At 75.7% G+C, this 25,842-nt stretch carries 18 protein-coding genes and 1 pseudogene; 18 read left to right on the plus strand and 1 reads right to left on the minus strand.

Going from position 1 to position 25,842, the window contains the following annotated elements; genetic code table 11:
- Window positions 1-46: 46 nt before the first annotated feature.
- Together glgP and PGN05_RS05175 are read left to right on the plus strand one after the other, a co-directional pair.
- Complete coding sequence (gene glgP / locus PGN05_RS05170) at window positions 47-2,596, plus strand: alpha-glucan family phosphorylase (RefSeq protein WP_419751458.1); 2,550 nt, start codon at window positions 47-49, stop codon at window positions 2,594-2,596.
- 132 nt (window positions 2,597-2,728) lie between these two features.
- Window positions 2,729-3,709 carry an FHA domain-containing protein gene (locus tag PGN05_RS05175; RefSeq protein ID WP_419751459.1) on the plus strand — a complete coding sequence of 327 codons (981 nt, stop codon included), beginning with the start codon at window positions 2,729-2,731 and terminating at the stop codon, window positions 3,707-3,709.
- Window positions 3,710-3,885: 176 nt separating this feature from the next.
- Here PGN05_RS05175 and glgX read toward each other — a convergent pair whose 3' ends face one another.
- Window positions 3,886-6,024 carry a glycogen debranching protein GlgX gene (gene glgX / locus PGN05_RS05180; RefSeq protein ID WP_419751460.1) on the minus strand — a complete coding sequence of 713 codons (2,139 nt, stop codon included), beginning with the start codon at window positions 6,022-6,024 and terminating at the stop codon, window positions 3,886-3,888.
- A gap of 76 nt (window positions 6,025-6,100) precedes the next feature.
- Between glgX and PGN05_RS05185 the strand changes: the two genes are divergently transcribed.
- The 16 genes and pseudogenes from PGN05_RS05185 (at window position 6,101) to PGN05_RS05260 (ending at window position 25,775) form a co-directional block, all read left to right on the plus strand.
- Window positions 6,101-6,892 carry an ABC transporter ATP-binding protein gene (locus PGN05_RS05185; protein ID WP_419751461.1) on the plus strand — a complete coding sequence of 264 codons (792 nt, stop codon included), beginning with the start codon at window positions 6,101-6,103 and terminating at the stop codon, window positions 6,890-6,892.
- A 46-nt stretch (window positions 6,893-6,938) separates the two neighbouring features.
- On the plus strand, window positions 6,939-8,588 hold the full coding sequence (locus tag PGN05_RS05190; RefSeq protein ID WP_419751462.1) for a hypothetical protein: 1,650 nt from the start codon (window positions 6,939-6,941) through the stop codon (window positions 8,586-8,588).
- A 76-nt stretch (window positions 8,589-8,664) separates the two neighbouring features.
- Window positions 8,665-10,113 (plus strand): annotated as a pseudogene (locus PGN05_RS05195) (NAD(P)/FAD-dependent oxidoreductase); the annotation flags it as partial.
- A 205-nt stretch (window positions 10,114-10,318) separates the two neighbouring features.
- Complete coding sequence (locus PGN05_RS05200; protein ID WP_419751463.1) at window positions 10,319-11,791, plus strand: glycosyltransferase family 39 protein; 1,473 nt, start codon at window positions 10,319-10,321, stop codon at window positions 11,789-11,791.
- Between the two features lie 91 nt (window positions 11,792-11,882).
- On the plus strand, window positions 11,883-12,668 hold the full coding sequence (locus tag PGN05_RS05205) for an enoyl-CoA hydratase/isomerase family protein (RefSeq protein ID WP_419751464.1): 786 nt from the start codon (window positions 11,883-11,885) through the stop codon (window positions 12,666-12,668).
- A gap of 125 nt (window positions 12,669-12,793) precedes the next feature.
- Window positions 12,794-13,960, plus strand: a complete 1,167-nt coding sequence (locus tag PGN05_RS05210; RefSeq protein ID WP_419751465.1) for an ABC transporter substrate-binding protein — start codon at window positions 12,794-12,796, stop codon at window positions 13,958-13,960.
- Between the two features lie 110 nt (window positions 13,961-14,070).
- Window positions 14,071-14,892, plus strand: a complete 822-nt coding sequence (locus PGN05_RS05215; protein ID WP_419751466.1) for an ABC transporter permease — start codon at window positions 14,071-14,073, stop codon at window positions 14,890-14,892.
- Window positions 14,889-15,797, plus strand: a complete 909-nt coding sequence (locus tag PGN05_RS05220; RefSeq protein ID WP_419751467.1) for an ABC transporter permease — start codon at window positions 14,889-14,891, stop codon at window positions 15,795-15,797. The genes PGN05_RS05215 and PGN05_RS05220 overlap by 4 nt, the downstream gene beginning before the upstream one ends.
- Entirely contained in the window at window positions 15,794-16,888 is a 1,095-nt protein-coding gene (locus PGN05_RS05225) for an ABC transporter ATP-binding protein (protein ID WP_419751468.1), read from the plus strand. Before PGN05_RS05220 ends, PGN05_RS05225 begins: the two co-directional genes overlap by 4 nt.
- A 132-nt stretch (window positions 16,889-17,020) precedes the next feature.
- The gene (locus tag PGN05_RS05230; protein ID WP_419751469.1) at window positions 17,021-17,800 is read left to right on the plus strand and encodes an electron transfer flavoprotein subunit beta/FixA family protein; all 780 of its coding nucleotides are present in this window, start codon (window positions 17,021-17,023) and stop codon (window positions 17,798-17,800) included.
- 33 nt (window positions 17,801-17,833) lie between these two features.
- The gene (locus PGN05_RS05235; RefSeq protein WP_419751470.1) at window positions 17,834-18,796 is read left to right on the plus strand and encodes an electron transfer flavoprotein subunit alpha/FixB family protein; all 963 of its coding nucleotides are present in this window, start codon (window positions 17,834-17,836) and stop codon (window positions 18,794-18,796) included.
- A 151-nt stretch (window positions 18,797-18,947) separates the two neighbouring features.
- Window positions 18,948-20,336 carry an MFS transporter gene (locus tag PGN05_RS05240; RefSeq protein ID WP_419751471.1) on the plus strand — a complete coding sequence of 463 codons (1,389 nt, stop codon included), beginning with the start codon at window positions 18,948-18,950 and terminating at the stop codon, window positions 20,334-20,336.
- Entirely contained in the window at window positions 20,333-21,532 is a 1,200-nt protein-coding gene (locus PGN05_RS05245; protein WP_419751472.1) for a cysteine desulfurase family protein, read from the plus strand. The genes PGN05_RS05240 and PGN05_RS05245 overlap by 4 nt, the downstream gene beginning before the upstream one ends.
- On the plus strand, window positions 21,532-22,611 hold the full coding sequence (gene mnmA, locus PGN05_RS05250; RefSeq protein ID WP_419751473.1) for a tRNA 2-thiouridine(34) synthase MnmA: 1,080 nt from the start codon (window positions 21,532-21,534) through the stop codon (window positions 22,609-22,611). Before PGN05_RS05245 ends, mnmA begins: the two co-directional genes overlap by 1 nt.
- Window positions 22,612-22,803: 192 nt before the next feature.
- On the plus strand, window positions 22,804-24,672 hold the full coding sequence (locus PGN05_RS05255; RefSeq protein ID WP_419751474.1) for a bifunctional metallophosphatase/5'-nucleotidase: 1,869 nt from the start codon (window positions 22,804-22,806) through the stop codon (window positions 24,670-24,672).
- A gap of 59 nt (window positions 24,673-24,731) precedes the next feature.
- Window positions 24,732-25,775: a methionine synthase gene (locus PGN05_RS05260; RefSeq protein WP_419751475.1), complete on the plus strand. Its 1,044-nt coding sequence runs from the start codon at window positions 24,732-24,734 to the stop codon at window positions 25,773-25,775.
- Window positions 25,776-25,842: the final 67 nt, after the last annotated feature.

Raw genomic sequence — 25,842 nt, forward strand, 5'->3', positions numbered from 1 at the left:
CCGGCGACGCTCTGTGCACGGCCTCCGACCTGGTTAGTCTCGGGCGGTGCGCGCTCTCCGCCGGTTCACCGTCCGGGCCTCGCTCCCCGAGGAGCTGATGCCGCTGTCCCACCTGGTGACCAACCTCCGATGGTCCTGGCACCCGGACACCCGCGACCTGTTCGAGGCGCTGGACCCGGACCTCTGGCAGACCTGCAAGGGCGACCCGGTGAAGGTCCTCGGCGAGGTGTCGGCCGAGCGGCTGGCCACCCTGGCCCGCGACCGGCGGTTCCTGCGCCGGCTGCAGGACGTCGTCGACGACCTGGAGGACTACCTGTCGGCGCCGCACTGGTACCAGTCCCTGGGGGAGGGGGCGCCGGCCACGGTCGCCTACTTCTCCGCGGAGTTCGGGATCACCGAGGTGCTGCCGCAGTACTCCGGTGGGCTGGGGATCCTCGCCGGCGACCACCTCAAGGCGGCCTCCGACCTCGGCGTCCCGCTCATCGGCGTGGGGCTGCTGTACCGCGCCGGCTACTTCGAGCAGGGCCTGTCGGGCGACGGCTGGCAGCTCGAGCACTACCCGTCGCTGGACCCGCACGGCCTCCCGCTCAAGCTGCTGCGCCAGCCCGACGGGTCCGCCGTCGTCATCGCGGTGCCGCTGCCCGAGGGACGCACCCTCCACGCGCACGTCTGGCGCGCCCAGGTCGGCCGGGTCTCGCTGCTGCTGCTCGACAGCGACATCGAGGAGAACGCGCCGGCCGAGCGCGGCGTCACCGACCGGCTCTACGGCGGCGACGAGGACCACCGGCTGCGCCAGGAGATGCTGCTGGGCATCGGCGGCGTCCGGGCGCTGCGGGCCTACTGCCAGCTGACCGGCACGCCGGCGCCGGAGGTCTACCACGCCAACGAGGGCCACGCGGGCTTCCTCGGGATCGAGCGCATCCGCGAGCTGACCGAGTCCCACGGGCTGTCGTTCGCCGAGGCGCTGCAGGCCGTCCGCGCCGCGACGGTGTTCACCACGCACACGCCGGTGCCGGCCGGCATCGACCGCTTCCCGCGCGCCCTCATCGAGCGCTACTTCGCCGGCTTCGGCGTTCCGCTGGACCAGCTGATCCCGCTGGGCGCCGAGGACGACGCGAGCAAGTTCAACATGGCGCACATGGGGCTGCGGCTGGGGCAGCGGGCCAACGGCGTCAGCCGGCTGCACGGGCACGTCAGCCGGTCGATGTTCCGCGACCTGTGGCCGGGCTTCGACGAGGGTGACGTGCCGATCGGCTCGATCACCAACGGCGTGCACGCCCCCACGTGGACCGCCCGCGAGCTGGTCGAGCTGGGCACCCAGGCCTCCAGCCAGGGCGACCCGGTCGAGGTCGAGGGCCCGGTGCACTTCGACGGCGTCGACCGGATCCCGGCCGGGGAGCTGTGGAGCACCCGCCGGCTGCTGCGCGGCCGCCTGGTCGAGGAGGTGCGCCGCCGGCTGCGCGACACCGCCCTGTCCCGGGGCAACGCGGAGTCGGAGGTGGGGTGGACCGACACCGCCTTCGACCCCGACGTCCTCACCATCGGCTTCGCCCGGCGGGTGCCCTCGTACAAGCGCCTGACCCTCATGCTGCGGGACCCCGAGCGGCTCAAGGCCCTGCTGCTGGACCCGCAGCGGCCGGTGCAGCTGGTCATCGCCGGGAAGAGCCACCCCGCCGACGACGGCGGCAAGCAGCTCATCCAGCAGATGGTGAAGTTCGCCGACGACCCCGAGATCCGGCACCGGATCGCGTTCCTGCCCGGCTACGACATCGGCATGGCCCGCTACCTCTACTGGGGCTGCGACGTCTGGCTGAACAACCCGCTGCGGCCGCTGGAGGCCTGCGGGACCTCGGGCATGAAGGCCGCCCTCAACGGCGGGCTGAACCTCTCCATCCGCGACGGCTGGTGGGACGAGTGGTTCGACGGCCAGAACGGCTGGGCGATCCCCACCGCGGACGGGGTGGCCGACCACGACCGGCGCGACGAGCTCGAGGCGCGGGCCATCTACGACCTGCTGAGCAGCCAGGTGTTGCCGCGGTTCTACGAGACCGACCGCGACGGCATCCCCACGCGGTGGGTGGAGATGGTCCGCCACACCCTGCGCGAGACCGGCCCCAAGGTGCTGGCCACCCGGATGGTGCGCGACTACGTGCAGCAGCTCTACGTCCCCGCGGCCGGGTCGGCGCGGGCGATGGCCGAGGGTGGGTACACCGCGGCGCGCAGCGAGGCGTCGTGGCGCTCGCACCTGCTCGAGCACTGGAGTGCGGTGCGGGTCGCGCACGTGGAGGCCACCGGCGCCGGCGACACCCCCGAGATCGGGTCGACGCTGGCGCTGCGGGCCGAGGTGGAGCTGCCGGGCCTGGCGCCGTCCGACGTCCAGGTGCAGGCCGCCTACGGCCGGGTGGACGACGCCGACGGGCTGCACGAGGTGACCACGCTGCCCATGGCGCACGAGCACGCGGAGGGGTCCCGGCACTGGTTCACGGCCACGGTGCCGCTGGAGCGGACGGGTGCGTTCGGGTACACGGTGCGGGTGCTGCCGCACTCGCAGCACCTGGCCGACCCGGCGGAGCTGGGCGTCGTCGCGACGGCGTGAGAGGGGCGGCCGGCGGTCACCACTGGCACATCCGCACCGCGGGTCGCACGGGTACCGGCAGCGACCTGGGGTTCCGGCGTGGCGGTGTCGCCGGGCCGCCCACACCCGCTTGACAACATTAGGCTGGACGCCATGCCCGACCGCTGTGAAGTACTGCCCGGAGACTCCGTCGTCGCCCGACGGGGAGGCGGCCTGCTCTGGGTCGACGCGCCGGGGTCCCCGGCGCTCGTCGCCGCGCTGCACGCCTGCCTCGGGGTCGCCGGCCCCGGCGCCGAGCGCGTGCTCGGCGCGGTCGCCGGTCAGGTCGCGGCCCTCGGTGGCGGCTCGGCGTCCTTCGCCCTGGTGCTCGTCGACAGCGCGGGCGGCTCGGGCACCGGCGTCGCCCTGTGGGCCGGCAAGGGCCAGCCCGCGGTGGACGGCGTCCCGGTGTCCGGCTCCTCCGTCGACGGGTGCACCGTCGCCAGCGGCTTCCAGCTGGGTCAGACCCTGTACGTCGGCCCGGGCCAGCCCGTGCCCTCCATGCCGCCAGGGGTCGCCTACGACCTGGTCGAGGGCACCGTCCCCGGCTCCGGGGCGATGCTGCAGCTCGCGGCCGCCGCCCACGTCTCCTCCGCCGCCCACCCGCAGACCGCGGCCGCCCCGGCGTCGTTCACCGCGGCGTCCGACGCCGGCTTCGGCGGCTCCTCCGGCTACGGCGCCACCGCCGCCCCGGCCGCGCAGGAGCCCGAGAGCGGTGAGGCGACCGCCTTCTGGAAGCCCGAGCCGCCGGCCGCGCCGATCCTGCGCTTCGACGACGGCCTGGTCGTCACCGTCGACGAGGACCTCGTCCTGGGCCGGCGCCCCGACAACCACGAGCTGGTGACCGCCGGCACCGCGCGGCCGGTGCCGATAGCCGACACCCAGAACGTGCTGTCCTCGGCCCACGCCGCGATCCAGCGCAGCGGGCGCGAGGTGTCGCTGGTCGACCTCGGCTCGCTCAACGGCACCCACGTCGCCGGCCCCGAGGCCACCGAGTGGACGCAGCTCGAGCCGGGCGTCGCCCACCCGCTCTCCGACGGCGACCGGCTGCTGCTCGGCTGGACCGTCATCACCTTCGAGCAGCAGCCCGACTGAGTGCATCGTCGGCCTACCGGCCGACACCGCGGCCAGGCGCCGTCCCCGATCTGCGCTGAGCCCGACCCGTCCCGCGGCGGGGGAGCCTCCGGCCCCCCGCGCCGCGGGACCCGCTTCGCGGAGTTGGGCCCGTCGCGCCCGGCGGGGACCCTCCGGGCCCGCCACCGGTCACGACATCAGGGGCGGCGGTGGACGCGGAGCAGCCAGACGGTGCGGGGCGGCATCTCCAGCGGCCCGGGGGCGACCACCGCGGGGCGGGGCGGCACACCGGTCGGGTACTCGGTGGAGAGGACGAACTCGTAGCCGTCCGACCAGGGCGGCCCCGGCAGGTGCACGGTCACCGGCGCCGGCCCGGCGTGCAGCTGCACGAGGTAGGAGTCGTCGACGACCGGCCGCCCGCGCTGGTCGCGGTGCCGGATGCCGCGGCCGTCGAGGTACATCCCGACCGTCTGCAGGCCGGCGTCGAACCAGTCCCCGGTCGAGAGCTGGCGCCCCTCCGGGTGGAACCAGGCCAGGTCGCGGGTGCCACCGGTGCCGGGGATCTCATGGCCCTCGAAGAACGCCTCCTGCCGCAGCACCGGCGAGTTGCGGCGCAGCCGGACCAGCCGGGTGACGAAGGCGGACAGGTCCTCGTCGACGGACTTCCAGTCCAGCCAGGAGATCTCGTTGTCCTGGCAGTAGGCGTTGTTGTTGCCCTGCTGGGTGCGGCCGAGCTCGTCGCCGGCGGTCATCATCGGCACACCGGTCGACAGCAGCAGCGTGGCCAGGTGGTTGCGCACCTGCCGGGCCCGCAGCGCCCGCACGTCCGGGTCGTCGGTGGGCCCCTCCACGCCGCCGTTCCAGTTCCGGTTGTGGCTCTCGCCGTCCCGGTTGTCCTCCCCGTTGGCCTCGTTGCGCTTGCGCTCGTAGGTGACCAGGTCGGCGAGGGGGAAGCCGTCGTGGGCGGTGACGAAGTTGATGCTGGCGAACGGCCGCCGCCCGTCGGAGCGGTAGAGGTCCGAGGAGCCGGTCAGCCGGTAGGCGAGGTCGCGCACCCCGACGTGGGCGCCGGACCAGACGTCGCGGACGGTGTCGCGGTACTTGCCGTTCCACTCGGTCCACAGCGGCGGGAAGTTGCCCACCTGGTAGCCGCCCTCGCCGACGTCCCACGGCTCGGCGATCAGCTTCACCTGGCTGACCACCGGGTCCTGGTGGACGACGTCGAAGAAGGCCGACAGCCGGTCGACGTCGTGCATGGAGCGGGCCAGGGCCGAGGCGAGGTCGAACCGGAACCCGTCGACGTGCATCTCGGTGACCCAGTACCGCAGCGAGTCCATGAGCAGCGCCAGCACCGCCGGACGGCGGACGTCGAGGGTGTTCCCGCACCCGGTGTAGTCGGTGTAGCGGGAGGGGTCCCCGCCGCGCAGCCGGTAGTAGCCGCCGTTGTCGATGCCCTTGAACGACAGCGTCGGGCCGGTGTGGTCGCCCTCGGCGGTGTGGTTGTAGACCACGTCGAGGACCACCTCGATGCCCGCCGCGTGCAGCGCCTTGACCATGGCCTTGAACTCGGTGACCTGTCGGCCTCCGGAGCCGGCCGAGCTGTAGGCCGCGTGTGGGGCGAAGTAGCCGAGGGTGTTGTAGCCCCAGTAGTTGGTCAGGCCGCGGCGGAGCAGGTGCGGCTCGCTGACGAAGTGGTGCACCGGGAGCAGCTCGACCGCGGTGACCCCCAGCGACCGCAGGTGCTCGAGGAACGACGGGTGCGCCAGGCCCGCGTAGGTGCCGCGCAGGGCGGGCGGGACGTCGGGGTGGGTCATCGTGGCGCCCTTGACGTGCACCTCGTAGATGACGGTGTCCGCCCACGGGGTCCCCGGCCGGCGGTCGCCGTCCCAGGGGAAGGAGTCGTGGATGACCACGCCGCGAGGCACGTACGGCGCGGAGTCCCGCGGGTCGGGGTTCGCGCCGTCGGCCGCCCCCTCCGGGAACCCGAACAGCGCCGGGTGCAGGCTCAGGTCGCCGTCGACGGCCCGCGCGTAGGGGTCGAGCAGCAGCTTGGCCGGGTTGTAGCGGGCCCCGGCGGCGGGTTCGTAGCCCCCGTGCACCCGGTAGCCGTAGTGCTGGCCGGGGGCGACGCCGGGCAGCCGGCCGTGCCACACCTGGTGGGTGGTCTCCTGCAGCCGGTGGCGGTGCTCGGTGCCGTCGGGGTCGAACAGGCAGAGGTCGACGCCCGAGGCGCCGGCCGACCACAGGGCGAAGTTGGTGCCCGTGCCGTCCCAGTGGGCGCCCAGGGGCGTGGGGGAACCGGGCCAGACCTCGACGTCGTCCGGGCTGTTGCGCACGGTGTGATCCTGCCAACAGGCGGCCCGCTCGGGTGGCAGGACGGGGCCCGGCGGCGGGTGTTGGTTGGATGGGGGGGTGTCGAACCAGCCGGTCGTCGAGATGCACGGTGTGGATGTCGTCCGCGGGGAGACGTTCCTGCTGCGCGGCGTCGACTGGGTCGTCCAGGCCGACCAGCGCTGGGTCGTCCTCGGCCCGAACGGCGCCGGCAAGACCACGCTGCTGCAGCTGGCCGCCGCGCACCTGCACCCGACGCGGGGCACGGTGCAGCTGCTGGGGGAGACCCTCGGCGCGGTCGACGTCTTCGAGCTGCGGCCGCGGATCGGGCTGACCAGCGCCGCCCTGGCCCAGCGCATCCAGCCCGGTGAGCGCACCGGGGACATCGTGCTGTCGGCCGGGTACGCCGTCCTCGGCCGGTGGCGGGAGCGCTACGACGTCCACGACCTCACCCGCGCGGCGATGCTGATGCAGCAGTGGGGGGTCTCGCCGCTGGCGCACCGCCCGTTCGGCACGCTCAGCGAGGGCGAGCGCAAGCGGGTGCAGATCGCCCGCGCGCTCATGCCCGACCCCGAGCTGCTGCTGCTCGACGAGCCGGGCGCCGGCCTGGACCTCGGCGGGCGCGAGGACCTCGTGGGCCGGCTGTCCGACCTCGCCCGCTACCTCTACGCCCCGGCGCAGGTGCTGGTCACCCACCACGTGGAGGAGATCCCGCCCGGCTACACCCACGCGCTGCTGCTGCGCGGGGGCCGGGTCGTCGCGGCCGGCCCGCTGGAGCAGGTGCTCACCCAGGAGTCGCTCTCGGACACCTTCGGCCTGGCCCTCCAGGTCCAGCGGGCCGACGGCCGCTGGACCGCCCGCCGGGCCGCCTGAGCCGGAGCCGGTGCCCCCAGGTCCTCCCCGGCCGGCCGGGACGACCGTGCCCGCGACCGGCCGCCGGTGGGCCGCCGCGCTGCCGATCGTCCTGGTGCTGGGCGTGGCGGTGCAGCTGGTCCCGCTGGTCGCCTTCCCGACGGTGCTCACCCAGGACGGGCCGGCGCACGTCGCCGGGGCCTGGGTGCTGCTGCACGCCGGGGACGGCGGGGCCGTGGGCGAGGTCCTGCGCGAGCACTACCGGGTGGACCTCACGCCGGTGCCGAACATGCTGGCCACCCTCCTGCTCGCCGCCCTCACGCCCCTGCTGGGTCCCGACGGTGCCGAGCGGCTGCTCGTCGCGGCCGCCGTCATCGGGCTCGTGGCGGCCCTCGCCTACGCCGCCCGCGGCGTGTCGCCCCGGGCCGGGTGGCTGGGCGTCGTGGCGCTGCCCCTGGCCGGCAGCTACCTGGTGGCCTACGGGTTCTACAACTTCGTCCTCGGGGTCGTCGGCGCGCTGCTGGTCCTGGGCGTCGCCCTCCGGCGGCGGGAGGGCTGGCGCGCGGGTGCGGTCGCGGGCCTGACGGCGCTGCTCCTGCTGACCTGGACCGCCCACCTGCTGCCGTGGGTGCTGGCCGCCGGGAGCGTGCTGGGGCTCGGGCTGGTGCGCGGGGCGGCGGCCCTCCGCGAGGGGACACCGCTGCCGGCGGCGCTGCGCCGCGACGTCGTGCCGGTGCTGCTCGCCGTCGTCCCGAGCGGGGTGCTGACCGCGGCCTACCTCGCCACGGGGGAGGGCCCCTCGAGCGCCGCGCTCAGCGCGCCCACGTCGGACCGGGTCCTGGCCCTGCTCAGCGGGCAGCGGCCGTTCGCCACCGGCTGGGGTCCGGAGTCGGTCCCGGTGGCGGTCACCGTGGTCGCGCTCGCCGTCCTGGCCCTCGGCGGGGCGCGGCGGCGGGCGCCGGGTGCGAGCGCGGACGGGGTCGCGCTGGCGCTGCTCCTCGGCGGCGTCCTGCTGGCCTACCTGCTGACCCCGCAGCGCCTCGGCGCCGACTTCGGCTTCCTGGTCGACCGGCTGGCGTGGTTCCCGCCGCTGCTCCTGGCGCTCTGGGTCGCCGGCCGCCCCCCGCCCGGCCCCCGGACCACGGCGGTCCTGGTCGTGGTCCTGGTGACCGCGGCGTCGGCCGCGGCGCTGGTGCGGCTGCCGGCGCAGGCAGCGGCCGCCGACGAGGTCGCCGAGGTCCTCTCGGTGACCGGTGCGATCCCGCCCGGCTCCACCTCGGTCGTCCTCCGGTTCAGCCGCTCGGCGGCCGCCCCGCAGCACGGCATCCCCGATCCGCTGCGGCACGAGTCCAGCCGGATGGCGGTCCGCGCCGGGAGCGTCGACGTCGGCCACTACGAGGCGGTCCAGGCCTACTTCCAGGTGGAGTTCCGCGAGCCCTCCCTCCGTCGCCGGCTGGCCCCGGACCTCACCGGCCTGGAGCGCGTGCCGCCGGTCGTGCGGCTCGACGCCGTCCGGGGCGACCTGGACGTCGTCGTCCTGGTCGGGCTGGACCGGGCGAGCGAGCGGGTGCGGCGCTCGGGACCCACCCGGGCCCTGCTGGCCGAGCTCGGGGCCCACTACACGCGGGTGGCCCGCTCGACCCCGACCGGGCTGGCCGAGGTCTGGCGGGCCGACCCGGCGGGGGCGGGAGGTTCCGGGGCGCGGCCGCCGGGGTAGCCGGGCGGGCGGGGCCTGAAGACGACGGACCCCGCCGCAGGACCGGCGCCGGCGCGCCGGAGAGCTGGGAGGACCCTTGCCCGCACCTCCGCCGCACACCGTCGTCATCGGCGCCGGGCCGGCCGGTCTCACCGCGGCCTACGAGCTGACCGACCGGGGGCTGCCGGTCACGGTGCTCGAGGCCGACTCGGTCGTCGGCGGCATCAGCCGGACCGTCGAGCGGGACGGGTGGCGGTTCGACATCGGCGGCCACCGGTTCTTCACCAAGGTCCCGGCGGTCGAGCGCTGGTGGCACCAGATGCTCGACGACGACGAGTTCCTGTCCCGGCCGCGGCTGTCCCGCATCCACTACGGCGGCCGGCTCTTCGACTACCCGCTGCGCCCGGTGAACGCCCTGCGCGGCCTGGGCCCGGTCGAGGCCCTCCGCTGCCTGGCCTCCTACGCAGCGGCCCGCCTGCGTCCGCCGCGGGACCAGAGCCACTTCGAGGGGTGGGTCTCGGCGCGGTTCGGCCGCCGCCTCTACGGCATCTTCTTCAAGACCTACACCGAGAAGGTCTGGGGCATCCCGGCCACCGAGATCCAGTCGGACTGGGCGGCGCAGCGGATCAAGGACCTCGACCTCGGCCGCGCCGTCCTGCACGCCCTGCGCCCCCGGGCCGGCCGCCCGCAGATCACCACGCTCATCGACCGCTTCCAGTACCCGTGCACCGGCCCCGGCCTGATGTGGGAGCGCACCCTCGAGCGGGTCCTCGACGCCGGCGCGACCGTGCACCTGCGCACGTCCTGCGTCGCCGTCCACCGCGAGGACCGCGGCGCGGTCGCGGTGAGCGTGCGCGCCGAGACCGGGATCCCGGCGGGGCAGGTGCGGCGGATCCCGGCCGACCACGTCGTCTCCTCGATGCCGCTGCCCGACCTGGTGCTGGCGATGGACCCGCCGGCGCCCCCGCGGGTCCTCGAGGCGGCCGCCGGGCTGACCCACCGGGACTTCCTCACCGTGGCGGTGGTGGTGCCCGAGGACGCCGGCTTCCCCGACAACTGGATCTACGTCCACTCCCCGCAGGTCCGCGTCGGCCGGATCCAGAACTTCGGCAGCTGGTCGCCCCACCTGGTCAAGGACGGCCGCACCTGCCTCGGGCTGGAGTACTTCGTCGACGAGGGCGACGACACCTGGGCCGCCGACGACGACGCCCTCGTGACGCTCGCCACGGCCGAGCTCGAGACGCTGGGGCTGGTCTCCGCGGACCGGGTCGAGCGGGGCTTCGTCGTCCGCATGCCGAAGGCCTACCCCGTGTACGACGCCGGCTACGACGAGCGGGTCGAGGTCATCCGGGCCTGGCTGGCCGGGGCGGTGCCCAACGTGCACCCGGTCGGCCGCAACGGGATGCACAAGTACAACAACCAGGACCACTCCATGGTGACGGCCATGCTCACGGTGGAGAACATCGCCGAGGGGACCGGCCACGACGTCTGGGCGGTCAACGTGGAGGAGGACTACCACGAGGGGGCCGCCGCCTCCCCGGCCGGCACCGCGACGTCCAGCACCGCCGGGGGGACGGGGCGGACCGCCCCGGTCCTGCCCCGGCGGGGGCCGCGCGCCCCCCATGGCCCCCCGCGGGGGGCCCCCCGTCCCCCCCCCGGCGGGGGGGGGGCGGCACCGTCCGGGGATCGGCCCCCGGCTCGGCGAGCGGTCGGCCGGCGGCGTCCTCGTCGCCGGGATCCTGACCGCCGCCGTGCTCGCCGGCGGGGTCGCGCGCTTCCTCGCGCCGCCGGACCTGTGGCTGGACGAGGCCCAGAGCGTGGCGATCGCCCGGCTGCCGCTGCCGGACCTGTTCGAGGCGCTCCGGCAGGACGGCTCACCGCCGCTGTACTACCTGCTGCTCTCGGCGTGGACGGGTCTGGTGGGGACCGGCTCGGCAGCGGTGCGCAGCCTCTCGGGCCTGCTCGCCCTGGCGACCCTGCCGCTGGCCTGGCGGGGAACCCGCCAGCTGGCCGGCCGCCGCGCCGCGGTCGCGGTGGTGGTGCTGCTCGCGACGTCGCCCTTCGCGATCCGGTACGCCGCCGAGACACGGATGTACGCGCTGCTGGTCCTGCTCACCGTGCTGGGCGCGATGGCGCTGCGCGCGGTGGTGCGCCGGTCCGGGCCGTGGCCGGTCCTCGGCCTCGGGGCGGTCACCGGGGCGCTGCTGCTCACCCACGTGTGGGCCTTCCACCTGGTCGCCGTGGTGGGCCTGCTCGCCCTGGCCGGGCTGCCCGCGCGGCGGCGGACGGCGCTGCGCGTCCTGGTCGGGCTGGGGATCGGCCTGCTGGTCTTCCTCCCGTGGCTGCCGTCGCTGCTGGTCCAGCTCGCCTCCACCGGAACGCCCTGGGCCCAGGTGGGGGGCCTGGTCGCGCTGCCGGTCGCGCTCGACGCCTGGCAGGGCGGCGGCGGGCTCGTCGCGCGCGGGCTCGGGGCCCTCCTGCTGCTCCTGGCGGCCCTGGGCGTGGTCGTCGTCCCGGCCGCCCGCCGGGCCGGCGCGGCCGTCCTGCTCGTCTCGTTCCGGCCGCGGCCCTCGCGCGGGCAGCTGCTCGCCCTCTCCGCCGGCACCCTGGTCCTCGCGGGGCTGGTCAGCCGGCTCACCGGCAGCGCGGTCTCGGGCCGCTACACCAGCGTGGCGCTGCTGCCGTTCCTCGCCCTGGCCGGACTGGGGCTCGCCGCCCTGCCGACCCCGCGCACGCGGATCGTCGGGCTCGCGCTGGCGGCCGCCCTCGGGCTCGGCGCGGCGCTGCCGGTCGTGGGCGACCCGCGGACGCAGGCCGGTGAGGTGGCCCGGGCCCTGCGGTCGGCGCCGCCCGGGGACGTCGTCGTCTTCTGCCCGGACCAGCTCGGCCCCGCCGTCCACCGGCTGGTGCCGCCCGCCCAGGGGCTCGACCTCGTCGTGTACCCCGACCTGCGCCCGGCCGACCGGGTGGACTGGACCGACTACGTCGCCCGGGTGACGGGCCGCCCGTCGGCCGAGGTGGCGGCCGACGTCCTCGAGCGTGCCGAGGGGGCGGGCATCTGGGTGGTGACCGGGCGCGGCTTCACCGTGCCCTCGCCGCGGCGCTGCGGAGACCTGGTCGAGGCGCTGGCCGCCGCCCGCGGGGAGCCGCGGGTCGTCGTGCGTCCCGACGCCGCTGTCCCCGAGGCCCTCCGGCTACAGCACCTCCCGCCCGGTCCGGCGTGACCGGCGCGGATCCCCGCCCGGGCCGCCGCCGGGTCGGGGTCCCTGACTAGGGTGCGGCGACGACGTCGTCCACCCCGCTGGAGGCCCCCGCATGGCAGCCCCCGAGTTCGTGACCCTGCAGGTGGCCGACGGGGTGGGGACGATCCGCCTCGACCGGCCGAAGATGAACGCCATCGACGAGCAGCTGCACCTGGAGGTCCGGGCCGCGGCCCTCGAGGCCGGCGAGCGGGACGACGTCCGGGCGGTGGTGCTCTACGGCGGGGAGCGGGTGTTCGCCGCGGGGGCCGACATCAAGGCCATGTCCCAGCTCGACGGGCGCAGCATGGTGGCCTGGGGCCGGGAGCTGACCACCTCCTTCACCGCGGTGCAGCAGATCCCCAAGCCGGTCATCGCCGCGATCACCGGCTACGCGCTCGGCGGCGGGTACGAGCTGGCGCTCTGCGCCGACTTCCGGGTCATGGGCGCCGGCGCCAAGGTCGGCCAGCCGGAGATCCTGCTGGGGGTCATCCCCGGCGCCGGGGGCACGCAGCGGCTGGCCCGCCTGATCGGCCCCGCCCGCGCCAAGGACCTCGTGTTCACCGGCCGCCACGTCGGCGCCGAGGAGGCGCTCGAGATCGGGCTGGCCGACGCGGTCGTGCCCGACGTCGAGGTCGAGTCGACGGCGGTCGCCATGGCGCGCAAGTTCGCCGCCGGCCCGCCGCTGGCCCTGGCCGCCGCCAAGCGCGCCATCGACGAGGGGCTCGACCTGACCCTCGCCGAGGGGCTGGTGCTGGAGAGCCGGTTGTTCGCCGAGCTGTTCGACACCGAGGACCAGCGGACCGGCATGACGTCGTTCCTGGAGAGCGGCCCGGGCAAGGCCACCTTCACCGGTCGCTGACCGGCGTCGCCGGTCGTCCACCCGACGGCCATCTCCCGGCGAGGCCGCCGACCCCCCACGGTGGCCGCCCTCTGTCACCATCCCGACAGCCCGCCCGGCGCGGGTCCACCACCACGAGGAGAACCGTGCAGCTGCACACCCGGGGCGGACGCCCCACCCTGCGGACGACGGCGGCCCTCTCGGCCGCGGCGCTGGTCCTGGCCGCCTGCGGGGGCGGGGACGACGGCGGGTCGGGCGGGGGAGGGGGCACCAGCGAGGCCGCCTCCGCCACGTCGCTGGAGGACTTCGGCGACCTCGACGCGCTGGTCGAGGCCGCCCAGGCGGAGGGCACGCTCAACGTCATCGCGCTGCCGCCGGACTGGGCCAACTACGGCGAGATGATCGAGACCTTCGGCGAGAAGTACGGCATCGAGGTGGTCAGCACCCTGCCCGACGGGTCCAGCCAGGACGAGCTGAACGCCGTCACCAGCCAGCGCGGGCAGGACCGCGCGCCCGACGTCCTCGACCTCGGCACGCCGTTCCACCACCAGGCGCAGGCGCAGGACCTGCTGGCCCCCTACCAGGTGCAGACCTGGGACGAGATCCCCGAGGGCCAGAAGGACCCGGAGGGCCACTGGGTCAACGACTACGGCGGCTACGTCTCGATCGGCTGCAACGCGGCGACCGTCGCCGTGTGCCCGACGACCTTCGCCGAGCTCCTCGACCCGCAGTACGCCGGCCTGGTCGCCCTCAACGGCAACCCCACCCAGGCGACCGCGGCCTTCTCGGGTGTGTGGGCGGCCTCGCTGGCCAACGGCGGCAGCCTGGACGACATCGGCCCGGGCGTCGACTTCTTCCGCCAGGTCAAGGACGTCGGCAACTTCAACCCGGTCGAGATCACGCCGGCGACGATCCTCAGCGGGGAGACGCCGATCTCCATCGACTGGGACTACAACAACGCCGGCCTCACCGACGACCTCGCCGACCAGGGCGCGCAGTGGCAGGTCGCCGTCCCCAGCGACGGGCTGTTCGGCGGCTACTACAACCAGGGGATCAACGCCTTCGCCCCGCACCCGGCGGCGGCCCGGCTGTGGCAGGAGTTCCTCTACAGCGACGAGGGCCAGAACATCTGGCTGCGCGGCGGGGCGCGCCCGGTGCGGCTGGCCGCGATGGAGGACGCCGGGACCGCCGACGCCGAGGCGCTGGCGGCCCTGCCCCCGGTGGAGGGCACCGCGGAGTTCCCGACCGCGGAGCAGGAGACCGCCGCCCGCGACGTGGTCGCCGAGCGCTGGAACACGGAGATGTCCGGCTGAGCACCTCGACCAGCACGACGCCCGCGGTCCGGGCCGGCGACCGGGAGGTCGCCGGCCCGGGCCGGGCCCGCGGACGCCGGCGGGCCGGGCTGCTCGCCGCGCTCGGCGTCGTGCCCTTCTTCCTCTACGTCGCGGTCTTCCTGCTGCTGCCGATCGGCGTGGTCGCGGTCGAGGCCTTCCGCGCCACCGACCCGGTGACCTTCGAGGAGAGCTGGTCGACCGCGAGCATCTCGGCGATCACCGGGGGCGCCTACCGGCGGGCCTACGTGGGCAGCCTGCAGCTGTCGGCGATCACCGCGCTGCTGGGCGCCGCCATCGGGCTCGTCCTCGCGGTCGCGGTGCTGCGCGCCCGCCGCGGCCGGCTGCTGCGTCGGCTGGTGCTCACCGCGTCGGGGGTGCTGGCCAACTTCGGCGGGGTGCCGCTGGCCTTCGCCTTCATCGCCACCATCGGCAACGCGGGCGTGGTCACCGCGCTGCTCACCGACACGCTCGGCTGGAGCGGCTTCTCGCTCTACTCGATGACCGGCCTGGCGCTGGTCTACCTCTACTTCCTGGTGCCGCTGATGGTGCTCACCATCACGCCGGCCCTGGAGGCGCTGCGCCCGCAGTGGCGGGAGGCGGCCGACAACCTGGGCGCCAGCGGCTGGCAGTACTGGCGCCACGTCGGGGGGCCGGTGCTCGCGCCGCCGGTCATCGGCGCGACCATGCTGCTGTTCGCCTCCGCGTTCGCCGCCTACGCCACCGCCCGGGCGCTGGTCGGCAGCAGCGTCCCCCTGGTCACGCTGCAGATCGCCGACGCGCTGTCGAGCAACGTCGTGGTGGGCTCGGAGAACCTGGGCAAGGCGCTGGCGCTCGGGATGGTCGTGCTCATCGCGCTGGTCATGGCCTTCTACGCCTGGGTCCAGCGCCGCACCCGGCGGTGGCTGACGTGACGGCCCTGACCTCCGGGGTGGCCGGCGCCGGCAGCACCGGTGAGGTGAGTGGGGGCAACGTCGCCCCGGAGACCCCGGTGCGGGCCGGCCGGCGCGGCTCCAGGACCTGGCGCTGGGCCGTCCTGCTCCTGGCCGCCCTCTACTTCCTCGTGCCGATCGCGGCCTCGGTCTGGTTCACCATCCGTGACCGCGGCACCGGCGGGCTGACCGCCGAGCACTACACCGGCATCCCCGGCGCCGAGGGCTTCGCCGAGACCTTCGGCCGGTCGCTGACGATCGCCGTGCTCACCGTGGTGCTGGCGCTGCTGCTCATGGTGCCGACCGTCGTCCTCGTGGAGCTGCGCCTGCCCCGGCTGCGGACGACGGTGGAGCTGCTCACCCTCCTGCCTCTGGTGCTGCCGCCGATCGCGCTGGTGGTCGGCGTGCGCAGCGTGCTGGCCTGGGCGCCCGACTACTTCTTCGGCACCCCGCTGGCCGAGGCGTTCTTCGCCCTCCAGCGCCCGTCGCTGCCGTGGATCCTCGTCCTCGTCTACGTCGTCCTGGCGCTGCCGTTCGTCTACCGCGCCCTGGACGCCGGGCTGCGCGGCGCCGACCTGCGCACGCTCACCGAGGCTGCCCGGAGCCTCGGCGCCTCGTGGCCGCGGGTGCTCGCCTCGGTCGTGCTGCCCCTGCTGCGGACGTCGGTGCTCAACGCGTCGTTCCTCACCGTGGCCCTCGTGCTCGGCGAGTTCACCATCGCCCAGATCCTCGGCTTCCGGACCTTCCCCACCTGGATCCTGGAGATCTCCGGGAACCGGCCGCAGCTGTCGGTCGCGGTGTCGGTGCTCTCCCTGGCGATGACCTGGGCCCTGTTGCTGCTGATCTCCGCGCTGGACCGCCGGCGGGCGGGGGAGGAGTCCGCATGACCACCACTCCCGCGGCCCGGGCGGCCGCGGCGCCGGCCGACCTGCGCGAGCGCCCGGGCGTCGCCGTCCGCCTCGAGGGGCTGACCCGCCGCTACGGGTCGGTGCTGGCCCTGGACGGGCTGGACCTCGACGTGGCCGGGGGCGAGTTCCTGGCGCTGCTGGGCCCCTCCGGCTGCGGCAAGACGACGGCGCTGCGGGCGATCGCCGGCTTCGAGTTCCCGGACGCCGGCCGGGTGCTGCTCGACGGCCGCGACGTCACCGGGGTGCCGGCCAGCAAGCGCGACATGGGGATGGTCTTCCAGGCCTACAGCCTGTTCCCCAACCTGACCGTGGCCGACAACGTCGCCTTCGGGCTGCGGGTCCGCCGACGGGGGCGGGACGAGCAGCGCCGGCGGGCCGCGGAGCTGCTGGAGCTCGTGGGCCTGGCCGACCGCGCCGGTCGCTATCCGCACCAGCTCTCCGGCGGCCAGCAGCAGCGGGTGGCGCTGGCCCGCGCGCTGGCGGTCGCCCCGCAGGTGCTGCTGCTCGACGAGCCGCTGTCGGCCCTCGACGCCCAGGTGCGCGTGCAGCTGCGCGAGGAGATCCGCCGCATCCAGCTGGAGCTCGGCATCACCACCGTCTTCGTCACCCACGACCAGGCCGAGGCGCTGTCGGTGGCCGACCGGGTCGGTGTGCTGCGCGCCGGGCGGCTGGAGCAGATCGCCGCACCCGACCAGCTCTACGAGCGGCCGGCGACGGCGTTCGTGGCGGAGTTCGTCGGGACGATGAACCGGCTGCCGGCGCGACTGGTCGACGGTGCCGTGGAGCTGCTCGGCGTCCGCCGGCCGCTGGCCGGGTCGGCGCCGTCCACCGGGCCGGTCGTGGCCCTGGTCCGGCCCGAGGCGCTGGCCGTCGTCGCCGACCCGGCCGGCCGCGGCCGGGTGGTCACGCGCACCTTCTCCGGCGCGACCACGCGGCTGACGGTGGCCCTGCCCGACGGCGCCGAGGTGGCCGTGGACGTCGTGAGCGCCGGCAGCGGCGACCTCGTGCCGGGCGGCCCGGTCACGGTGACCCCGGCCGAGCGCCCGGTCCTGGTCGCGCCTGCCGGGTGAGGCCGGGGCACCCGTGACCGGGGTCACCCGGGACCGGGCCCGGGCGCTCCGTTACCCGGCGGTAACCTCCACTATCGGAGCACGCGGGCGAGGCCCGCACACGGCGACCCCAGCGCGGAGGTGGGTCTGGCGATGAACATCGTCGTCCTTGTCAAGCAGGTCCCCGATTCCGGGAGCGAGCGGAACCTGGACCCGGCGGACAACACCGTCGCCCGGGGGAGCGCGGACAACGTGGTCAACGAGATCGACGAGTACGCCATCGAGGAGGCCCTCACCCTCAAGGAGGCCTCCGGCGGTGAGGTGACCGTGCTGACCGTCGGCCCGGACTCGGCCGCCGACGCGATCCGCAAGGCGCTGTCGATGGGCGCGGACCGCGCGGTGCACGTGGTCGACGACGCCATCCACGGCGCCTGCGCGCCTCAGACGTCGGCGATCCTCGCGGCGGCGCTGTCGCAGCTGGAGTTCGACATCGTGCTGTGCGGCGCGGAGTCCACCGACGGGCAGCTGTCGGTGATGCCGGCGCTGCTGGCCGAGCGGCTGGGGCTGCCCCAGCTGTCCGGTGCCCGCAAGCTCACCGTCGAGAACGGCGTGGCGCGGGTCGAGCGGCAGACCGACGGCGGCTACTGGGCCCTGGAGGCGCCGCTGCCGGCGATCGTGTCCACCTGGGACACCATCAACGAGCCGCGGTACCCCTCCTTCAAGGGGATCATGGCCGCGAAGAAGAAGCCGGTGGAGAAGAAGACGCTGGCCGACCTGGGCATCGACCCGGCCACCGTGGGCCTGGCCACGGCCACCAGCCAGGTGCTCGACTTCGCCGGCCGCCCGCCCAAGGGCGAGGGCGTGAAGGTCCCCGACGAGGGCGACGGCGCGCAGCAGCTGGTCGACTACCTCGCCGGCCAGAAGATCGTCTGACCCGGACCGAATCGCAGAGGAGACGCAGCAGTCATGGCAGAGGTCCTGGTCCTCGTCGAGCTCAACCCGTCCGGCGACGGCGTCCGCAAGACCACGCTGGAGGCGCTGACCGCCGCCCGCGCGCTCGGGACGCCGTCCGCGGTCGTCGTCGGCGCCCCCGGCTCGGCGGCCGCCGCGCGCGAGCAGCTGGCCGAGTACGGCGCGGCGACGGTGTACGTGGCCGAGTCCCCGGAGGTCGAGGAGTTCCTCGTCGCCCCGAAGGCCGAGGTGCTCGCGGCCCTGGTCGCCGACAAGGCCCCGGCCGCCGTGGTCATCCCCTCCTCGCAGGAGGGCAAGGAGGTCGCCGCCCGGCTGGCGGTCAAGACCGGCAGCGGGTTCCTCACCGACGTCACCGACATCGCCGCCGACGGCACCGCCACCCAGGTGGCCTTCGCCGGCGCGACGATCGTGCACTCGAAGGTCACCGTCGGGACGCCGATCTACACCGTCCGCGGCAACTCGGTCACCCCCAGCCCGGCCCCGGCCGCCGCCGCCGAGGAGCAGGTGCCGGTCACGCTCTCCGACGCCGCCAAGGTGACCCGCGTGGTCGACCGCGTCGTGGAGCAGAAGTCCTCGCGGCCGGAGCTCACCGAGGCCTCGATCGTGGTCTCCGGTGGCCGCGGGGTCGCCTCGGCGGAGAACTTCGCCCTCATCGAGGCCCTGGCCGACTCCCTCGGCGCGGCCGTGGGCGCCTCCCGCGCGGCGGTCGACTCCGGCTACTACCCGCACACCTTCCAGGTCGGGCAGACCGGCAAGACCGTCTCGCCGCAGCTGTACATCGCCGTCGGCATCTCCGGGGCGATCCAGCACCGGGCCGGCATGCAGACCTCGAAGACGATCGTCGCGGTCAACAAGGACCCCGAGGCGCCGATCTTCGAGCTCGCCGACTTCGGCGTCGTCGGGGACCTCAACACCGTCGTCCCCCAGGCCACCGAGCTGATCACCGCCCGGAAGTAGGAGGAGGACCCCGTCCTCCTCACACCGCGCTCCGCGCGGCGCGAGCCTCGCGACGGGGCCACGCCGAGCGCCGGCCCCGTCCGACGGGGCCGGCGCTCGGCGCGTGTCCGGGAAGGTGCCGCCGGGTGCGGCGGTTGGCGGGGAGGTGGACGTGGGCGCGGGCATCTTCGACCGGCGGCACCGGCTGCCCACCGCGGGGCTGCTCCTGCTGGTCACCTTCATCGCGTTCGAGGCCATGGCGGTCGGGACGGCGATGCCGACCGCGGTCGCCGAGCTCGACGGGCTGGCCTGGTACGGCTGGCCGTTCAGCGCCTACCTGGTCGCCTCGGTCGTCGGGATGGTGGTCGGCGGCGACCTGGGGGACCGGCGCGGTCCCCGGACGGCGCTGCTGGCCGGGGTCACGGTCTTCGCGGCCGGGTTGCTCGCGGCGGGCCTGGCCGGCGACATGCTGCTGTTCGTCGCCGCGCGGGCCTTCCAGGGCCTCGGCGGCGGGCTGATCGCCGTCTCGCTGTACGTGGTGGCCGGGCAGGCCTACGAGGGGCCGCTGCGGCCGCGGCTGTTCGGGGCCATCTCCGCGGCCTGGGTGCTGCCCGCGCTGGTCGGCCCGCTCGTCGCCGGGCTGGTGACCACGCACGCGAGCTGGCGCTGGGTGTTCCTGGGCCTGCTCCCGCTGGTCGGGGTGAGCCTGCTGCTGGTGCTGCCGGCGCTGCGCGGGCTGACCCCGCCGGCGGCGTCCGGCGGTCGGTGGCGGCCCGCGCGGACCGGGTGGGCCGGCCTGGCCGGTCTGGGCATCGCCGCCCTGCAGGTGGCCGGCCAGCGGCTGGACGGGCCGGCCGTCGGGATCGCGGCCGGCGGGCTCGTGGCGCTGACCGCCGGCCTGCGCCGGCTGCTGCCGGGCGGCGTGGCCCGGGCGCGCGCCGGGCTGCCGGCCGTCGTCGCCTCCCGGGGGCTGCTGGCCGGCGCCTTCTTCGGCATGGACGTCCTGCTGCCGCTCGCGCTGACCCAGCTGCACGGCTACAGCCCCACCGCGGCCGGCATCCCGCTGACCGCCGGCGCGGTCGGCTGGGCGACCGCCTCGCAGCTGCAGGGCCGCAACCCCGCCTGGTCGCGCGCGTTCCTGCTGCGGATCGGCTTCGTCCTGCTGGCCGCCGGCGTCGTCGGCAGCGCGCTCGTCGCCGTCCCCGGGCTGGGCGGGTGGCCGGCCTACCTGACCTGGGCGGTGGCCGGCCTGGGCATGGGGCTGGGCATGCCGAGTGTCGGCGTCCTCCTGCTGGAGCAGTCGCCCGAGCACCGCCGCGGTGCGGACTCCGCTGCCTTCCAGATCGCCGACGTCACCGGCTCGGCGCTGTGCGTCGGCCTGGTGGGCGTGCTGGTCGCGGCGGCCGCGGCGTCGCTGCTCCCGCTGGCCGGTGCGGTCGCCCTCGCCGCCGTCGTCCTCGGCGGGTTGGCCGTGGTCGGGTCGCTCGTCGCCCCGCGGGCGGCCGCACCGGCCGGAGCGGAGGATGACCCGGTGCCCGCGACTACATTGGCGGCGTCATGAGTGCCTACCTGGACCACGCGGCGACCACGCCGGTGCTCCCCGAGGTGCTGGCTGCGATGACCGAGCAGCTGGCCCGCGTGGGCAACCCCTCGTCACTGCACGCGAGCGGCCGCGCCGCGCGCCGCGTGGCCGAGCAGTCGCGCGAGCGGCTGGCCGAGGCGCTGGGCGCCCGGCCGTCGGAGGTGCTGTTCACCGGCGGCGGCACCGAGAGCGACAACCTCGCGGTCAAGGGGCTGTTCTGGGCCCGGCGGGACGCCGACTCGCGCCGCCGGCGGATCGTGGTCAGCCCGGCCGAGCACCACGCCGTCCTCGACAGCGTCGAGTGGCTGGCCAAGCACGACGGGGCCGACGTCACCTGGCTGCCGGTGGAGCCGACCGGCCGGGTCACCCCGCAGGCGCTGGCGGCGGCCCTCGGCGAGGGCACGGACGTCGCCCTGGTCAGCGTCATGTGGGCCAACAACGAGATCGGCACGGTCAGCGACCTGGCCGCCCTGGCCGAGGTCGCCCACGCCGTCGGGGTGCCGCTGCACACCGACGCGGTGCAGGCGGTCGGCCAGGTGCCGGTGGACTTCGGCGCCAGCGGCGTCGACGCGCTGACGATGACCGGCCACAAGCTCGGCGGCCCGATGGGGGCCGGCGTCCTGCTGCTGCGCCGGGACGCCGAGTGCACGCCGCTGCTGCACGGCGGCGGCCAGGAGCGCGACGTGCGCTCAGGCACGCTCGACGTCGCCGCGATCGTCGGGCTCCAGGTCGCGACCACCGCGGCCGTGACCACCCGCGAGGACCGGGTGGCCCGGCTGAGGGCGCTGCGCGACCGGCTGGTCGCCGGGGTCATGGCGCAGGTGCCCGACGTCCAGCTCAACGGCCCGCCGCTGGACGACGTGGTGGCCGGTGGGCCGGGGCGGCTGCCGGGCAACGCGCACCTGTCCTTCCCCGGCGCCGAGGGCGACGCGCTGCTGATGCTGCTCGACGCCCGCGGGGTGGAGTGCTCGACGGGGTCCGCGTGCAGCGCCGGCGTCGCGCGGCCCAGCCACGTGCTGCTGGCCGTGGGCGCCGACACCGACCGGGCGCGCAGCTCGCTGCGGTTCTCCCTCGGGCACACGTCGGGGGACGCCGACGTCGACGCCGTCCTCGACGTGATCGGACCGGTCGTGGAGCGGGCGCGCCGCGCGGGTCTCGGGCGGGGGGACCGCTAGTGCGGCTGCTCGCCGCGATGAGCGGGGGCGTGGACTCGGCGGTCGCCGCGGCGCTGGCCGTCGACGCGGGGCACGACGTCACCGGCGTGCACCTGGCGCTCTCCCCGGACCGGCAGACCCTGCGCAGCGGCGCGCGCGGGTGCTGCAGCGTCGAGGACGCCCACGACGCCCGCCGGGTCGCCGACGAGCTGGGTATCCCGTTCTACGTCTGGGACCTCGCCGAGCGGTTCACCGAGGACGTCGTCGAGGACTTCGTCGCCGAGTACGCCGCCGGCCGCACCCCCAACCCCTGCCTGCGCTGCAACGAGCGGATCAAGTTCGCCGCCGTGCTCGACCGGGCGCAGGCGCTGGGCTTCGACGCGGTCGTCACCGGCCACCACGCGCGGCTGGCGGACGGTCAGCTGCGCCGGTCGGTGGACGCCGGCAAGGACCAGTCCTACGTGCTCGCCGTCCTCACGGCCGAGCAGCTGTCCGGCGCCGTCTTCCCGCTCGGGTCGATGACCAAGCAGCGAGTGCGCGAGATCGCGGCCGAGCGGGGCTTCGCCGTCGCCACCAAGGCCGACTCGCACGACATCTGCTTCATCCCCGACGGCGACACCCGCGGCTTCCTCGCCCGGCGGCTGGGCGAGCAGCCCGGCCCGGTGGTGGACGCGGCGACCGGCGCGACGGTGGGGGAGCACGCGGGCGCCTACGGCTTCACCGTCGGGCAGCGTCGCGGCCTGGGCGTCGCGGTCGGCGACTCCCGGCCCCGGTTCGTGTTGGGCATCGAGCCGGTCAGCCGGACGGTCACCATCGGCACCGCCGACCTGGCCGGCGTCTCCGAGGTGCGCACCGCCCTGCCCACCTGGACCGGCTCCGCGCCGCGGCTGCCGGTGCGCGCCGAGGTGCAGCTGCGCGCGCACGGCACCCCCGTCGCGTGCGAGGTGAGGGCGGGGGAGGACGGCGGCCTGCGGCTCGCGCTCGCCGACGCGCAGCGGGGCGTGGCCCCCGGCCAGTCGGCGGTGCTCTACGCGCCGGACGCCGAGCGCGGCGACCTGGTCCTGGGTCAGGGCACCGTGCTCGGCACCGCCCGCGCCTGACCCGGTGACGCGGCGACGACGTCCGCGGAACGCGGAGGCATCGGGGCGGCGACGACATCGGGACCGCCTCGCGGGCCCCCTCCCGCGCGGCTAGCGTGCGGAGCAGCCGGGCCGGCGAGTAGGACATCCGCCGCCCGGCCGACCGCCGCCGGGCTGCCACGGGCCCGGCGCCCGCGCGCACCTGGGGGACCCATGCGCCGAACGCCGCCCGTCCGCACCCGCCCGCTGGCCGTCGGCCTGGCCACCGCCGCCCTCGTGGCGTCCGGCGTGGCCGCCGCCGGACCGGCGGCCGCCCAGCCCGGCGACGGCGCCGTCCCGGTCCAGCTGCTGGCCATGAACGACTTCCACGGCCGGATCTCCCTGACCACCGGCGGGGACAGCGAGCTGGTCACCGCGCCGGGCCCGGACGGCGTCTACGGCGAGGACGCGGCGGGCGCCACCGACGACGTCGTCACCGAGGTCGGCGGTTCGGCGCACGTGGCCGCCACCGTGCAGCGCCTCGAGGCCGCGTTCCAGCAGGAGCACGGCGCGGACGCCGCCTCGTGGTTCGTCGGCGCCGGCGACCTGGTCAGCGCCTCGCCGTTCGAGTCCAGCGTGTTCAAGGACGAGCCGACCGTCGAGGTCCTCAACGCCATGGGCCTGGACGTCTCCGCGGTCGGCAACCACGAGTTCGACCGCGGCACCGACGAGCTGCGGCGGATCTCCGCGGCCACCGACGGGACCTGGTCGGACGACGTGACCGCCTGCGAGGGCATCACCCCGGGCGTCGACGGCTGCTTCGGCGAGGGCGAGCACGCCTTCACCGGCACCGACTTCCCGTACCTGGCGGCCAACGTGCTCGACCGGGCGACCGGGGACCCGATGCTGCCGCCGTTCCAGGTGTTCGAGACGCCGACCGGCCAGCGCGTCGCGCTGATCGGCGTGGTCACCGAGACCACCCCGACGATCGTGGCACCGACCGGCGTCCAGGACGTCGAGTTCACCGACGAGGCCGAGGCGGTCAACCGGTGGGTGCCGCGCCTGCAGCGGCTCGGCATCGAGGCGATCGGCGTCCTCATCCACGAGGGCGGCGAGGCCACCGGCCCCGCGGCGCTGGACCCCAACGGCTGCGACGCCCTGACCGGCCCGATCCTGGAGATCAACGACGCGGTCGACCCCGCCGTCGACCTCATCGTCAGCGCGCACACCCACCAGGCACACAACTGCCGGCTGCCCGTCGCCGGGGGCGAGCCACGGCTGGTGACGCAGGCCGGGTTCTACGGCCGGCTGGTCACCGACATCCGGCTGACCCTCGACGGCCGGACCGGGGACGTCGACCGGACGGCGACGTACGCGGCGACCAACGTCCCGGTCACGCGGGAGGCCGCCGACCCGGCCGTGCAGGCGATCGTCGACCACTGGAACGCCCGCGCTGCCGAGGCCGGGGACGTCGTCGTCGGCACGGTCACCGGCGACCTGCTGCGCGCCCGAGCGCCAGACGGCACCATCGTCCGCGACGACGAGTCCGTGCTCGGCACCTTCGTGGCCAACGCGCAGCTGGCCGGTGCGCAGGCGGTGCCGGAGCTCGGCGCCCCCGTCGTCGCGTTCATGAACCCCGGCGGCCTGCGCACCGACGTCGCGGCCGGGGAGGTCACCTACCGCGAGCTGTTCGACGTGCAGCCGTTCAGCAACACGGTCAACACCCTGACGCTGACGGGTGCCGGCATCGACGACGTGCTCGAGCAGCAGTTCCCGACGGCGGCCCGGTCGAGCACCCTGCTGCTGTCTACCTCCGACGGGTTCAGCTACGAGTACGACCCGGCCCGGGCCGAGGGCGACCGGGTGTTCGACTGCTCGATCCGGATCGGCGGCACCCCGGTGGACCCGGCGGCGGCCTACCGGGTGGCGGTGAACTCCTTCCTCGCCACCGGCGGCGACAGCTTCACCGCCTTCGCCGCCGGCACCGACCCGGTCACCGGGCCGGTGGACGTCGACACCGCGGTGGCGTACCTGACCGCGAACTCCCCGCTGACCCCGCCTCCCGGGGACCACGCGATCCCCGTCACCACGCCGACCTGCTGACCCGGGCGTCGAGCGGGGGCGGCGGGCTCCCGTCGTCCCCGCCGACTACCGTCGCTCCCGTGGCCCCGCCGATCGACCCCGCAGCGCCGGTCGACCCGTCCACCGGCGAGCACGCCGCGCCGACCCCGTACCCGTGGGGGCCGGCGACCGGCGTCGGCTCCCTCCCCGGCGCCGACCCCGCCGAGGCGCTGCGCACGGTGACCGGTGAGCTGCCGGACTTCCCGCACCTGCCCGAGCTCCCCGGCCGCGGTGCCGGCGCCGACCTGCTGGGGCGCAGCGCCGCGCTGCTCGTCGACCTCGCCGTCGACCTCACCCCGGCGGGGTGGCGGCTGGTTCCCCGCGCCGGCATCGACCAGCGGCGGGCCCAGGAGTTCCTCGCCCGGGACCTGGACGCGCTGCACGAGGTGGCCGGGTCCTACGCCGGGCCGTTCAAGCTGCAGGCCGCCGGACCGTGGACGCTGGCCGCCGGGCTGGAGCGCCCGCGCGGCGACCGGGCCGTCGTCGACCCCGGCGCCCGCCGGGACCTCGCCCAGTCGCTGGCCGAGGGGCTGGCCGCGCACGTCGCGGCGGTGACCGCGCGGGTGCCCGGGGCGCAGGTCGTGGTCCAGCTGGACGAGCCGTCGCTGCCCGCCGTCCTGCAGGGCGCGCTGCCCACGGCCAGCGGCTTCGGGAAGCTGCCGGCCGTCGAGGCGCCCGTCGTGCAGCAGGAGCTGGCCGCGGTCGTCGGTGCGCTCGGCGTGCCCGTGGTCGTGCACTGCTGTGCGAACCGGGCGCCGCTGGAGCTGTTCCGGGCCGCCGGCGCGGCCGGGGTCTCCTTCGACCTCGGGCTGGTGCAGGACCTCGACGCGATCGGCACGGCCGTGGACGCCGGCACGCACCTGCTGCCCGGCGTCGTCCCGGGGACCGACGCGGCCCTACCTGCGCCCCAGGCGATCGCGTCGCGGCTGCAGGCCTGGTGGCGGGAGCTGGGTTTCCCGGGCGAGCAGCTGCACACCGCCGTCACGCTCACCCCGGCCTGCGGCCTGGCCGGTGCCACCCCCGGCTACGCCCGCACGGCGATGACCGCCGTCCGCGAGGCGGCGAGGTACCTCCTGCCGGACTGAGCGTGCCCCCTCGGTGGCAGCCCGTAGGCGCGGCAGGTCGTCTCCGACGGGGTCGGCTCCTACGCTG

Origin of the sequence: Geodermatophilus sp. CPCC 206100, assembly GCF_048569675.1 — a bacterium.
Lineage (GTDB): Bacteria > Actinomycetota > Actinomycetes > Mycobacteriales > Geodermatophilaceae > Geodermatophilus.

Excerpts from the sequence above, each read along its gene's own strand:
- PGN05_RS05175 (WP_419751459.1), top strand. The coding sequence starts at position 2,729 with ATGCCCGACCGCTGTGAAGTACTGCCCGGAGACTCCGTCGTCGCCCGA.
- PGN05_RS05205 (WP_419751464.1), top strand. The coding sequence starts at position 11,883 with ATGGCAGCCCCCGAGTTCGTGACCCTGCAGGTGGCCGACGGGGTGGGG.
- PGN05_RS05225 (WP_419751468.1), top strand. The coding sequence starts at position 15,794 with ATGACCACCACTCCCGCGGCCCGGGCGGCCGCGGCGCCGGCCGACCTG.
- PGN05_RS05230 (WP_419751469.1), top strand. The coding sequence starts at position 17,021 with ATGAACATCGTCGTCCTTGTCAAGCAGGTCCCCGATTCCGGGAGCGAG.
- PGN05_RS05235 (WP_419751470.1), top strand. The coding sequence starts at position 17,834 with ATGGCAGAGGTCCTGGTCCTCGTCGAGCTCAACCCGTCCGGCGACGGC.
- PGN05_RS05245 (WP_419751472.1), top strand. The coding sequence starts at position 20,333 with ATGAGTGCCTACCTGGACCACGCGGCGACCACGCCGGTGCTCCCCGAG.
- PGN05_RS05255 (WP_419751474.1), top strand. The coding sequence starts at position 22,804 with ATGCGCCGAACGCCGCCCGTCCGCACCCGCCCGCTGGCCGTCGGCCTG.